The organism is Streptomyces sp. NPDC002588 (genome assembly GCF_040295925.1).
Taxonomy (GTDB): Bacteria; Actinomycetota; Actinomycetes; order Streptomycetales; family Streptomycetaceae; genus Streptomyces.
On sequence record NZ_JBEOWF010000001.1, the window covers coordinates 372,930 to 384,815 of the forward strand.

Annotated in this window: 14 protein-coding genes; 9 read left to right on the plus strand and 5 right to left on the minus strand. The window is 72.8% G+C overall.

Going from position 1 to position 11,886, the window contains the following annotated elements:
* Nucleotides 1-9: 9 nt before the first annotated feature.
* On the minus strand, nucleotides 10-558 hold the full coding sequence (locus tag ABT057_RS01750; RefSeq protein ID WP_352340390.1) for a GNAT family N-acetyltransferase: 549 nt from the start codon (nucleotides 556-558) through the stop codon (nucleotides 10-12).
* A 105-nt stretch (nucleotides 559-663) separates the two neighbouring features.
* Here ABT057_RS01750 and ABT057_RS01755 point away from each other — a divergent pair, with 105 nt between their 5' ends.
* Together ABT057_RS01755 and ABT057_RS01760 are read left to right on the plus strand one after the other, a co-directional pair.
* Nucleotides 664-1,056 carry a VOC family protein gene (locus ABT057_RS01755; protein ID WP_352340391.1) on the plus strand — a complete coding sequence of 131 codons (393 nt, stop codon included), beginning with the start codon at nucleotides 664-666 and terminating at the stop codon, nucleotides 1,054-1,056.
* 118 nt (nucleotides 1,057-1,174) lie between these two features.
* A complete protein-coding gene (locus ABT057_RS01760) occupies nucleotides 1,175-1,939 on the plus strand; it encodes a VOC family protein (RefSeq protein ID WP_352340393.1) in 765 nt (254 codons plus the stop codon).
* A gap of 244 nt (nucleotides 1,940-2,183) precedes the next feature.
* Here ABT057_RS01760 and ABT057_RS01765 read toward each other — a convergent pair whose 3' ends face one another.
* Nucleotides 2,184-2,663 (minus strand): MarR family winged helix-turn-helix transcriptional regulator, encoded by a 480-nt coding sequence (locus ABT057_RS01765; RefSeq protein ID WP_352340588.1) that lies wholly within the window; start codon nucleotides 2,661-2,663, stop codon nucleotides 2,184-2,186.
* 230 nt (nucleotides 2,664-2,893) lie between these two features.
* Nucleotides 2,894-4,558 (minus strand): FUSC family protein, encoded by a 1,665-nt coding sequence (locus ABT057_RS01770; protein ID WP_352340395.1) that lies wholly within the window; start codon nucleotides 4,556-4,558, stop codon nucleotides 2,894-2,896.
* Between the two features lie 149 nt (nucleotides 4,559-4,707).
* Here ABT057_RS01770 and ABT057_RS01775 point away from each other — a divergent pair, with 149 nt between their 5' ends.
* The 6 genes from ABT057_RS01775 (at nucleotide 4,708) to ABT057_RS01800 (ending at nucleotide 9,153) form a co-directional block, all read left to right on the plus strand.
* The gene (locus tag ABT057_RS01775) at nucleotides 4,708-5,271 is read left to right on the plus strand and encodes a DUF5134 domain-containing protein (RefSeq protein ID WP_352340397.1); all 564 of its coding nucleotides are present in this window, start codon (nucleotides 4,708-4,710) and stop codon (nucleotides 5,269-5,271) included.
* An 81-nt stretch (nucleotides 5,272-5,352) separates the two neighbouring features.
* Entirely contained in the window at nucleotides 5,353-6,288 is a 936-nt protein-coding gene (locus ABT057_RS01780; protein ID WP_352340399.1) for a M56 family metallopeptidase, read from the plus strand.
* A gap of 123 nt (nucleotides 6,289-6,411) precedes the next feature.
* Complete coding sequence (locus ABT057_RS01785) at nucleotides 6,412-7,089, plus strand: phosphatase PAP2 family protein (RefSeq protein WP_352340401.1); 678 nt, start codon at nucleotides 6,412-6,414, stop codon at nucleotides 7,087-7,089.
* 60 nt (nucleotides 7,090-7,149) lie between these two features.
* Nucleotides 7,150-7,368 carry a hypothetical protein gene (locus ABT057_RS01790; protein ID WP_352340402.1) on the plus strand — a complete coding sequence of 73 codons (219 nt, stop codon included), beginning with the start codon at nucleotides 7,150-7,152 and terminating at the stop codon, nucleotides 7,366-7,368.
* Nucleotides 7,369-7,613: 245 nt separating this feature from the next.
* Nucleotides 7,614-8,327 (plus strand): HAD family hydrolase, encoded by a 714-nt coding sequence (locus ABT057_RS01795; protein ID WP_352340403.1) that lies wholly within the window; start codon nucleotides 7,614-7,616, stop codon nucleotides 8,325-8,327.
* A gap of 151 nt (nucleotides 8,328-8,478) precedes the next feature.
* A complete protein-coding gene (locus ABT057_RS01800) occupies nucleotides 8,479-9,153 on the plus strand; it encodes a TetR/AcrR family transcriptional regulator (RefSeq protein WP_352340404.1) in 675 nt (224 codons plus the stop codon).
* On the opposite strand, the gene ABT057_RS01805 is transcribed toward ABT057_RS01800, so the two are convergent.
* Nucleotides 9,141-10,643 carry an LVIVD repeat-containing protein gene (locus ABT057_RS01805; protein WP_352340405.1) on the minus strand — a complete coding sequence of 501 codons (1,503 nt, stop codon included), beginning with the start codon at nucleotides 10,641-10,643 and terminating at the stop codon, nucleotides 9,141-9,143. The two genes, ABT057_RS01800 and ABT057_RS01805, sit on opposite strands and share 13 nt — an antisense overlap.
* A gap of 156 nt (nucleotides 10,644-10,799) precedes the next feature.
* On the opposite strand from ABT057_RS01805, the gene ABT057_RS01810 reads away from it, so the two are divergent.
* The gene (locus ABT057_RS01810) at nucleotides 10,800-11,438 is read left to right on the plus strand and encodes a DUF305 domain-containing protein (protein ID WP_352340406.1); all 639 of its coding nucleotides are present in this window, start codon (nucleotides 10,800-10,802) and stop codon (nucleotides 11,436-11,438) included.
* Here the strand turns inward: ABT057_RS01810 and ABT057_RS01815 are convergent.
* Nucleotides 11,341-11,796 (minus strand): DUF6214 family protein, encoded by a 456-nt coding sequence (locus tag ABT057_RS01815; protein ID WP_352340407.1) that lies wholly within the window; start codon nucleotides 11,794-11,796, stop codon nucleotides 11,341-11,343. The two genes, ABT057_RS01810 and ABT057_RS01815, sit on opposite strands and share 98 nt — an antisense overlap.
* Nucleotides 11,797-11,886 lie beyond the last annotated feature (90 nt).

The window sequence follows — 11,886 nt, forward strand, 5'->3', positions numbered from 1 at the left end:
CCGGGTTCGTCAGCCGAGGACTTTGACCAGCAGCTCGAACTGCAGATCCGGGCGCTGGGGGATGCCGAAGCGCTCGTCGCCGTAGGGGAAGGGGGTCATCCTTCCGGTACGGCGGTAGCCACGGCGTTCGTACCAGGCGATGAGGTCCTCGCGCACCGAGATCACGGTCATGTGCATCTCGGTGACGCCCCAGGACGCACGCGCCTGCCGCTCGGCCTCCGCCATGACGACCTTGCCGAGGCCCGCTCCCTGCTCCAGGGGACTGACCGCGAACATGCCGAAGTAGGCGTGGTCACCGCGGTGTTCGAGCTGGCAGCAGGCGACGATCCGGCCTTCCCGCCCGACGGTCAGCAGCCGGCTGTCGGGCGACTCGACGACCTCCAGCACACCTTCGGGATCGGTCCGCTGTCCCTCGAGGATGTCCGCCTCGGTGGTCCACCCGGCCCGGCTGGCGTCCCCGCGATAGGCCGACTCGACGAGCGCGACCAGAGCGTCCACGTCGGCGGCCGTGGCGTCACGGAAGGTGAGTCCGGGGGAGGCGGGGGCGGCGCTGTCCATGAGGCGGCTCTCCGATCGGGGCGGCGGCGCGGGCAGGGACGAGGGTAGCGCTGCGTCGCCGGACCTCGCGTCCGGGGCGTGATCCGCCGGTTAGTCTCGGTGCGCATGGTGCACGTACTCAGCAGCAGGATCCTTCTCCGTCCCGCCGACCCCGAGCGTTCCCGCGCCTTCTACGGGGAGCAGCTGGGGCTGGCCGTGTACCGCGAGTTCGGTACGGGGCCGGAGCGCGGGGTCGTCTACTTCCTCGGCGGCGGTTTCCTGGAGGTCTCGGGCCGTTCGGAGGCCCCGCCGGAGCCGGCCGTACGGCTGTGGCTGCAGGTCGCGGACGTGGCGGCGGCGCACGACGAACTGCGGGCGAAGGGGGTCGAGGTCGTGCGGCCGCCGGTGAAGGAGCCGTGGGGACTCGTCGAGATGTGGATCGAGGATCCGGACGGGACGCCGATCGTCCTGGTGGAGGTGCCTGCGGACCATCCGATCCGGTACCGGCCGGGGATCTGAGCGACCGGCCCGGCCCACCGGGCTCCCCCGGCGCGCCGCGGGAGCCTCGCGGCAGCGGATGCCGGGGCAGGGGGTCGGGCTTAGCGTGCTGGAGGGGGATCCTTTCGGAGGGATCGCCATGAAGCTCGACGCACCCGTGCCCGGTGGGCCCTGCTGGGCCGAGTTGGGGACCAGGGATCTGGAGGCGGCGAAGCGGTTCTACGCGGAGCTGTTCGGCTGGCAGGCGCGGACGGATCCACGGCAGGAGGCGGGCGGCTACTCGGTCGCGCACCTCGGCGAGGCGGCCGTCGCCGCGCTGACCCCTCTCTACCAGGAGGCGCAGCCGTGCGCCTGGACCGTGTCGTTCGCCGTGACGGACGCCGATGTCAGCGCGCGGCTGGTCACCGAGGCCGGCGGGAAGGTGCTGGTCGGCCCGATGGACGTGTTCGACGTGGGCCGGTTCGTGGTGGCCCTGGATCCGGGCGGCGCCGCGTTCCAGCTGTGGCAGGCGCGGGCCTTCCCGGGCGCGGGGCTGTTCAACGCCCCCGGCTCGCTCGGCTGGGTGGAACTGCTGACCCGCGAACCCGGCCGGGCGGAGACCTTCTACACGACGGTGTTCGGCTGGACCGTGAGCTCCTCGGAGAACTACGTGCAGTGGGGCGTCGGCGGGGCGGACTTCGGCGGCATGGTCACGATGGACGAGAAGTTCCCGCCCGAGGTGCCGCCGCACTGGCTGCCGTACTTCGCGGTGGCCGACGTGGACGCCGCCACGGCGACGGCGACGGGGACCGGCGGCAGCGCGCTCATGGAACCCGCCGCGGTTCCGGGCGGCCCGCGGATCGCCGTGGTCCGGGACCCGCAGGGCGCGGTGTTCGGGATGTACCGGGCGGGCGACGAGCACTGAACAGCCGGGCGACGCGGTTCACAGCCTGCCGCGGCCGGTGGCACCGACTCCGCCGGCACCCGCGCCCGCGACACCGCTGACGTGCCCCGGCCCCGTGCCCGCACCCCGCGACACGGCTGGGGTCCGCCCGCCCGCACCCGCGCCCGACGCCGTCGGTTTTCCCCGCTCAGGCGCCGCCGGCTTCGCGTGCCCCCCGACGCGGCCCCGGCTGCCCGGGCGACGGCCGTCGCGGGCACCCGCGGCGTCAGATCCGCACGGCCCCCGCATGTCCTTCCAGGCGGGTCAGCAACTCGCCCAGCAGGTCGGCCAGTTCGCCCTGGCGGTCGGCGTCCAGGGCGGACAGTACGGCGCTCTCGTAGGCGAGTTGGTCGGGAAGGATGCCGTCGACGAGGTCTCGGCCGGTGTCCGTGAGGCGGAGGTGCGCGACACGGCGGTCGCGGGTGTCCACCCGGCGCTCCACCAGGCCGCGTTCGGTGAGCTGCTTGAGGCGCTTCGTGACGGCGGCCCCGGAGGAGAAGGTCTCACGGGCCAGTTCGCCGGGGGTCAGTTCATGACCGGTACGGCGCAGCGCGGCCAACAGCTCGAACTCCGGACGGCTCAGCCCCGCGCGGCGCAGGGGCGCGTCCTCGGCCTGCTGGAACAGGGCGGCGCAACGGTTGACCCGGCCGATGATCTCCATGGGCCCGGTGTCGAGATCGGGCCACACGGCCCGCCACTGCCGCACGACCGCCGCGACCGTGTCGGTCCGCGGCCGGTCCCCGACGCCGGCCGCCCCGTCGGGAGCACCGGCGGCCGTGGGCGGTGCGCCGGCCGGGGAGTGCTCCGGCGTCGTCCGGTCTTCCGCCCGCCCCCCGCCGGGCGCGTCCGCTGCGGTGGGCCGGTCCGGCGACGGCTCTCCCGGTGCGGAACGTCCTCTCGTGCCGTCCTCGGTCGCCGCTGGTCCGTGCGTCGCCGTCATCGCCGTACGTCCTCCGCTCTCGTGGTCGCGTCCCGGTCCGGGAGCAGGCCCTGGTGCCTTGCCGTCGCGGCGAGCGTACGGTGTCCGGACTGTTCGGCCGCCACGACCCGCTCCTCGGGCAGGCCGCGCTGCCACCACTCGCCGGACGCCGCGTCGGCCGTGGCACTCAGTTCCACCAGGGCGGCGGCGAGCGCGCGGCGGGCGGACTCCAGGGTCGCGGGGGTGATGTCCGGGCGGGTGAGAAGGTGCCCGGTGTGGTCGCGGGCCGCTTCCACCGCCGACAGCGCCCGCTCCAGCCGGTCCCCGGCACGGCGGTTGGTGACGGCGACCGCGGCGACGAAACCGACGGCGGCGCCGACGAGTGTGTCCACGAGCCGTTCGGTGATCAGCCGGCCGGAGTCCTGGTACCGGGCGAACTCGGTGATGAGCAGGGCCATCGGGGTCACGCAGACGCTGCCGAGCCAGTAGTTGCGGCTGATCAACGCCTCCGCGCCGAAGTTGAGGCCGAGGCAGACCAGTACCAGGGCCGCCGGATGGAGATGGGCCAGCGGGGCCAGCGCGGCGAACGCGAGCACGCCGACGAGGTTGCCGACCACGCGCTGGACGGCGCGGTTCCAGGTCAGGGTGATGTTCGCCTGGTAGAGGGAGGCCGCGGTCACCAGGGCCCAGTAGGGGCGGCCGACGCCCAGCGCGAGCGAGGCGTAGCCGGCGAGGGCGCAGCCGAGGGCGGTACGCAGCGCGATCGGGGCGAGGGGGCCCAGCCGGTGCCGCAACGAGGGCTGTCCCACGGCCGGTCGGGCTTCGGGACCGAGGAGTTCGTCGTCGTCCGGGAGGTCGTCGGGGTACGGGACCGGGCCGGTGGTGCGCAGAGTGCCGGCCCAGGCGCGCAGCCGCTCCGGGTCGGTGTCGGCGGGGGCCGCGAGGGCCACCTCGGCACGGACCAGCAGCCGTTCCAGGGCGCGTCGGGTCCGGACGTCCCGGACCGCCGACAGGGTCTGCCAGGCGGCGTGCACGGCGGCCGCGGCGGAGGCGCGGGCCCGTGCCTCGGCAGGCCGGGGCGTTCGGGAGGTCTCGGGGGCTTCGGCCGCCGCGGCGAAGGCGGCGGCCGCGTGCAGGGCGTTGGCCGTGGAGCGGCGCTCGGGACCGTGCGGGCGGACCAGTCCGGGAGCCATGCCGATCAGCCAGGCCCAGGCCCCCGCCGCCAGGGCCAGGCCCAGGTGGCCGGGGATCTGGGCGGGGGTCTGGGGGGCGAACAGGGCGGCGGAGCTGATGAAGGTGAGGACGACATTGGCGGGCGGCCCGAGGCGGGTCATGTCGCAGACCGACTTCTGCGCGGCGGCCAGCAGCGCGCCCACGGCGACCAGGACAGCGGGGTCGGTGGTCAGGGAGGCCGCGAGCAGGGCCACGGCCAGGCCGCCGGTCATGCCCAGCACGACACCGGCGAGGACCCGGGCCCGGGCCGCGTAGGGACGGTTGTGGGCGTACAGGGCGCACAGGGATCCGGCCATCGTGTACATCGCCAGGTCGAGGCGGCCGAGCGCCAGCAGGATCAGGTTCGGCGGGGCGACCGAGACGACGGCACTCAGGGCGGGCTTGAACCAGATGTCGGAGGGGCGGCCGAGGCTCAGCACACCGGCGAGCGGGAGACGGGATCCGGGCATGTCCATCAATTTAGCATGTATTTTATTCGTGAAACATATCGCTGTCATGCTCCCCCGAATGCCCCCCGTGTACACCCTTGCGCTCGCGTGCGCGCCGCGTGCCGTGGGCATCGCAACCCTCGACGGGACCGTCGAGCGGGGAGGTGCGTGTGCACGGACCGGCTTCGCCCGGCTGGCTGCTGGTCGCGCTGTGTGCGGCGACCGGGGCCTACTGTCTGCTGCGGATGCGCAGCGCCGTCGAGGAGCAGCGCAGGGCCGCGGGCGGGGAGGCGCTCATGGGTTTCGGCATGGCGGCGATGGCCGTGCCGACCGCGGTGTTCACCCCGCCGTCGTGGGCCTGGCCGGCCTACGCGGTGGTCTTCGGCGCCGCCGCGCTGCGGGCCCTGTGGGCGGCCCGCGCGAGCGCTCACCATCTGCATCACCTGGTGGGGACGGCGGCCATGGTCTACATGGCGGTGGTGATGGCCGGCGCCCCGGCCCACGCGCACGCCCACGAGCACGGCGGCGCGGCCCCGGGCCCGGGGGTCCCGCTCCTGACGGGCGCGCTGCTGCTCTACTTCACCGGGTACGTCCTCCTCGCGGGGATCCGGCTGCTGCCGGCGGCGGGGACCTCCGGTGGCGGCGCCCTCGCCTGGGGCGACCGTCCCGAACTGGCCCGGGCGTGCCGGTTGTCGATGGGAATCGGCATGCTGGCGATGCTGCTGACGATGTGAACCCGAACCGGCCGTGGTCTGCGTCACTTTGCCGTGACAAGCCGTACCCCTGAGCGGTGCGCCGCTCATAGGGTGCTGCCCATGATGGTCCCCGCGGTCCTGCTGCTGCTCGGCGCGCTGACCGCCGTGGCCGCGCCCCGGCTCATCGCGCGGGCCGACTGGCCGGACCGTGAACCGGTGGTCGCGCTGTGGGCGTGGCAGTGCGTGGTGGCGTCCGTCCTGCTGTGCTGTGCCCTGTCGATGACGCTCAGTGCGGCGGCGGCCTGGCAGGCGGTGCGCGGACATGTCTTCGCGCCGGCCCCGCACGGGGTCGTGGAGGCCTACGCCCTTGGCTCGGACGGTCCTTGGGCCGCGACGACGGCCGTGGCGCTGGCCTGCGGCGGGCTGTGGAGCGGCGCGATGCTCGTCCGGGAGATCGTGCGGGCGCGGGCCAAGGGGCGGTCGCAGCGGGCCGAACTGCGGCTGCAGGCACCGCTGTTGCCGGGCGAGGAGGCCGCCACGGGACGGCTCGTCGTACTGGAGGGCGAGCGGCCCGACGCCTGGTGGCTGCCGGGTTCGGCGCCCCAACTGGTGGTCACCACGGCCGCGTTGCGGCGGCTGCAGGGGCGTCAGCTGGACGCCGTCCTCGCACACGAGCAGGGGCACGCGCAGGCGCGGCACCACTGGCTGCTGCACTCGTCGTCGGCGCTGGCCACCGGGTTTCCACAGGTGCCCGTCTTCGCGGCGTTCCGCGACGAGATGCACCGGCTGGTGGAGCTGGCCGCGGACGACGTGGCCTCCCGTCGCTTCGGCCGCCTCACCACCGCCCTGGCCCTGGTCGAGCTCAACGAGGACCGGGGTGTGTTCGGCCCCTCCCCCACCCCGCAGGCTCATGTCCCGCAGCGGGTGCACCGGTTGCTCACACCTCCCGGCCGGCTCACCGCGGCGCGCCGGCTGCGGCTGACCGCGGCGGCCTCGCTCGTGCCGGTGGTCCCGGTGCTGGTGGCGCTGATGCCCGGGCTGCGGGCGCTGGGCTGAGCCCCCTCCCACCGGACGGACACCGGCCGGGCCGGCCGCGCGAGTCACCCCCGGCCACCTCACCGCCACCCGCGATCCGCCCCGGGTTGGCCTCGGACCCCGCCGGTCGGAGAGGATCGCATCATGCGCACCTCGGCCCTCGACTCCCCCTCCCCGCCCCGCCCTCCCGCGCTGCGAACGGCGGTCCGTGCCGCCCTGGCCCTCGGCCTGTGCTCGGTCCTCCTGCTGGTCGGGGTCGCGGCACAGTGGCAGCCCCTGATGTCCGCCGACGACGACGTCTCCCGCACCACCCACCGCTGGGCCGTCGCCGATCCCGGGATCACCCACGCCTGCCGGATCCTCACGGACTGGGTGTGGGACCCGGTGACGATGCGCCTGCTGGGGGCGGCGGCAGTGGTGTGGCTGGTGTGGCGGCACGCGGACTGGTGGACGGCGGGCTGGCTGGTCGTCACCTCGGCGCTGGGCACGCTGATCCAGCAGGGTCTGAAGTCCGCGGTCGGCCGGGCCCGCCCGGTCTGGCCCGACCCGGTCGACTCCGCCCACTACGCGGCGTATCCCTCGGGCCACGCGCTGACCGCGACGGTGGTGTTCGGACTGCTGCTGTGGCTGCTGCACCGGCACGGCGTCCGTCCGGCGGTGTGGCGTGCGGGGCTGGCGGTGGCGGCGGTCTCCGTGGTGGGGGTGGGACTGACCCGGATCTGGCTGGGAGTGCACTGGCCCTCGGACGTCCTCGGCGGCTGGCTCCTGGGCGCGCTGCTGGTGGCCCTGGCGATCGCGGTCCAGCTGCGCCGACGGCCGTGAGCGCGCGGTGACCATGCGGTCGACGGTTGCGCCGGCCCGGAGGACGTCCGGCGGGCCGTCGTGCCCGGCACCGAGGGGCGGGTGATCCGCGACCCCGCCGACCTGGCCGCGTACGGACCGCGGGACGGCGAGCCGTACACCTGTGCCGTGGGGCTCGACGGGTTCCTGCGGCCGGCGCACCGCCGCAGCGAGCATGTGGCCTGCGCGGGCGGCCAGGAAGTGCTCGGGGCAGGCGAGATCGGGTTCCGCCGGACGCCGGACGGCTGGGAGGTTCACTAGGTCAGCAATCAGTCGACCGGACACTGCCCCGACCCGGACTGCCGGGCCGGCGGTCACCGCCCTGGACCGGGCGGGAGTCCGACGGCCCGACGGGTTCACGTACGCCTTGGTGTTCCGGCGCTGCGAGCGGTGCCGGGAGATCGGCGTGGTGCGTGAGGGGGTGTTCGTCTGTGCGTTCCGCGAGGGCGATCTTCCCCTCCGGTGGAACGTGCCCCGCAAGATCCGCCAGCTTCTAGGATCGTCGCATGACAGCCGTTCTGTTCGACTTCTCCGGGACCCTCTTCCGCATCGAGTCCACCGAGTCGTGGTTGCGCGCCGTGCTGGGCGAGGCCGGGCTGACGCTGCCCGAGGCGGAGCTGACCGAGACCGCGCGGGAGCTGGAGACGGCCGGCGCGCTGCCGGGCGGGGCGAATCCGGTGCGGGTGCCGGACGAGATGGCGCAGGTGTGGGGGGTGCGGGACGCGAGCTCCTCGTCGCACCGGGCGGCGTACACCGGACTGGCCCGCCAGGTACCGCTGCCCGATCCGGTCCTCTACGACGCTCTGTACGACCGGCACATGACACCGGCGGCCTGGGCGCCGTACCCCGACACCCTCGAGGTGCTGAGCGGACTGCGCGAGCGCGGTGTCGCGGTGGGCGTGGTCAGCAACATCGGCTGGGATCTGCGGCCGGTGTTCCGGCAGCACGGCCTGGACCGGTTCGTCGACGTGTACGTGCTGTCGTACGAACACGGGGTGCAGAAACCGGACCCGCGGCTGTTCACGGTGGCCTGCGAGGCACTGGGGGCCGATCCGCGCGAGACGCTGATGGTCGGGGACGACCGGCGGGCGGACGGCGGGGCGGCGGCGCTGGGCTGCGCGGTGCACTTCGTGGACCATCTGCCGGCGGCCGAGCGGCCGGCCGCGCTGCGGCCGGTCCTGGAGCTGGTGGGCCGGCGCACCGACACCGCGGATCGGTAGCCCGAGGCCACTATCGGGGAGAAAGCGCGCCCACTCTGGACGATCCCCCGCGTCGCCCAGAGCAGGCGGCAGCCCGGCCCGTCTCCGTAGGGAGTGTCCGGGATGCCCTGAGTATAGTTGGCTGATAGCCAGTCAACGCAGGAGTTACAGAATGTCCCCGCGCAGCGCCTCGGTCAATGAAGAATTGCGGCGGCGTTCGCGGGAACGGCTTCTCCAGGCCGCCCTGGAGCTGGTCGGCGAGCGCGGGTACGAGGCGACCACCCTGGGTGACATCGCGGACCGGGCCGGATCGGCGCGCGGGCTGGTGTCGTACTACTTCCCGGGCAAGCGGCAGCTGGTGCAGTCGGCGGTGCACCGGCTGATGCACCGCACGCTGCAGGAGGCGCTGGAGCGCGAGCCGCGCACCGAGGAGGGCCGGGAGCGGATGGCGCGGGCCATCGACGCGATCCTGGGGCTGGCCCGCGACCGTACGGTGCTGATGCGCCAGCACATGGCCGGGCTGCTGCAGGCCGAGGGGTTCGTGCAGTGCCCCGAGCAGCAGCGGCTGGCCGAACTGCTGCGGGACACCGCGCGGCGGCACGGTTCGCAGGACGTCGACCACGACTACCCGATGCTGCGCTCACAGCTCATGGGCGCCGTCTACGCGCTGGTGCTGCCCAATGTGCCCCTGCCGTTCGCGACCCTGCGTGCCGAACTGTTCGCACGCTACCGGCTCGACTGGGCGATGGGGGACCCGCCGGACGCCGAGGCGTCCGGCGGGAGTGGTGAGACGGATCTGTCGCGCTTCTTCGCCACGGACCCGCCCGCCGGACATCAGTCGAAGTAGTCCGGCTGGGTCTGGACGTTGAGCTCGCGCAGGTGGACCCGCTTCGCCGGATCCGTGCGCCGGTCGCTGAGCTTCAGCACGTCGAAGCCCTTGGTGATGTCGTTCGAGTAGATGTAGCCGTTGTAGTAGTACGCCGACCAGGCCCCGCCGACCGACAGTGCCGTGGTGCTGAGCGGGCCGCGCTCGAAGTAGGCGATCTCCTTGGGCTTCGAGGAGTCGGTGAAGTCCCAGACGGAGACGCCGCCCTGGTACCAGGCCTGGACCATGATGTCCTTGCCCTTGACCGGGATCAGCGAGCCGTTGTGGGCGACGCAGTTCTCGGTGTCCGCCTGGTACCGGGGGATCTTGTAGTAGCTGCGGAAGACCAGCTTGCGCTTGTCGCCCTTGCCCACGATGTCGTAGATGCCGTCGGCTCCGCGGTTCGGACCGATCGCCGCATTGCAGGTGGCCGCGCCGCCGCCGCCCAGCTCGTCGGTGAAGACGACCTTGTCGGCCTTCTGGTTGAAGGTCGCCGAGTGCCAGAACGCGAAGTTCACGTTGTCCTCGACCTGGTCGATGACCTTCGGGTTCTCCGGGTCCTTGATGGAGAACAGGATGCCGTCGCCCATGCAGGCGCCGGCCGCGAGGTCCTTCTCCGGCAGCACCGTGATGTCGTGGCAGCCGGTGGTCTTGGACACGCCCGGGTTGGTCGGTGAGCCCGGGTTGCCGCCGCCGTCCGGGCCCTCGCCCGGGAAGAGGACGGGGAAGTTCACGACCGCCGCCCGCTCGGGCGCCTTGCGCGGCACCTTGATGACGGAGATGCCGTCGTGCGGGGGCTGGCAGTCGGGGTAGGTGGCGCTGGGCGAGTACGAGGAGACGTAGATGTAGACGTTCTTGCGCTCGGGCACCAGGGTGTGGGTGTGTGAGCCGCAGGCGGTCTCGACGGCGGCGACGTACTTCGGGTTCTGCTTGTCGCTGATGTCGAAGACCTTCATGCCCTCCCAGGAGGACTTCTCGGTCGCGGGCTGCGTGGTGCTGTTGCAACTGTTGTCGCTGCGCGAGGAGTCGGTGGAGAGGAAGAGCAGGTCGCCGGAGACCGAGATGTCGTTCTGCGAACCGGGGCAGAGTACCTGCGCGACGGTCTTCGGGGCCTTCGGGTTGCTGATGTCGAAGATGCGGAAGCCGTCGTAGTTGCCGGCGAACGCGTACTTGCCCTGGAAGGCCAGGTCCGAATTGGTGCCTGGCAGCGTGTCCTTGGGGATGTTGGTGAGGTGCTCGACGTTGCCGGAGTGGACGATCTCGTCCTGCCCCGGTATCTCGCCGTCGGCGATCGCCGCGGCCGCCTCGGCCTGTAAGCCCGAGGAGACCTCGCGCTCCACGGCGGGCCCGTCCCCCGGGTCGGGGGTGGCGGCCGCCGGGACCGCGGTCAGGAGCGCGGCCAGCAGCCCGGTGCAGGCGGCCACGACTCCCGTCCGTCTGCGCCGGGTTCGGGGATCGTTCAACAGGGTCACTGCATCCTCCCTCGTCGCCGTTCGCGGTGGAACGGTTCACAGTCCCCTGAAGTATCGTCTTCATCATGCACATATCAAAGACTGGCAACGCAGACGTAATGAATCTTCCCGCCGGGTAGTGCGAACATTCGAACCCCCGTGCCCCAGGAGGTAGTTGTGCCCAACCGCCGCGCATCCGTCGCTATCGCGGCCACACTGCTCGCGCTCGCCCTCGCGGGCTGTGACTCCGGCACGCGGGCCGAGTCGGCCACGGCGACCGGTCCTTCGGTGATCGTGCCGGGCCGACCGGGCGAGGCGAACCGGACGCTCTCCGCCCAGGACGCGGCCGGGCAGCGCGCCGAGGACGACACACCCAACGCGGCGGACGTGGCGTACGCCCGGATGATGATCGTGCACCACGCCCAGGCCCTGGAGATGACCGGACTGGCCCCGAAGCAGGCCGAGTCGGCCGACGTCAAGCGTCTCGCCCTGCGCATCTCGGCCGCCCAGGGACCGGAGATCGAGGCGATGAAGGGCTGGCTCGAGGAGCACGGCAAGGCGGAGACCGCCGAAGAGCACGATCACGCCACCATGCCCGGCATGGCGACCGGGGCACAGCTGAAGGAACTGCGCGCGGCGCACGGCAAGGCGTTCGACACACTGTTCCTCACCCTGATGATCACCCATCACGAGGGTGCGATCACGATGGCCACGGAGGTCAAGGCGCAGGGCAACAACCTGCGCATCGAGGAGATGGCGGACGACGTGGTGGCCCAGCAGACGAGCGAGATCGCGCGGATGCAGGACATGCGGTGATCCGGCCACGGCGGTGACGCGCTTTCTCAACGCCTGACGTGACGAGGCGTCGGACATCCGGCGTTCCGCGCTTGCGCGACCGGACTACAGCCCTCGGCCCCGCGCGGCCAGGCAGGGCGGGCCCGCCGAGGCCCTCGATGGAGACAGACCCCCCGGACACCACCGCCAACAGCTCCACGCAGGCGCCGTCGGTGAAGGCCGGGCGGACGTCGAACCAGGTCGCAGCACCGTCGTCACCCTCCCGCACCCCCCGTGCGGGCCACACGGCCCAGGGTCCCTTCCTCAGCGGAACGATCACAAAGATCAAGGACCGACGCTTCCAGCACACACGCAACGTAACCGTATGATCACTTTCCATGCGAACGACCACACGCACGGTCCGGCCGAACGGCGCCCTGTCAGCGGAGCACCGGCGGTGCGATGCTGGAGACACCAGCGATCTCCTCCG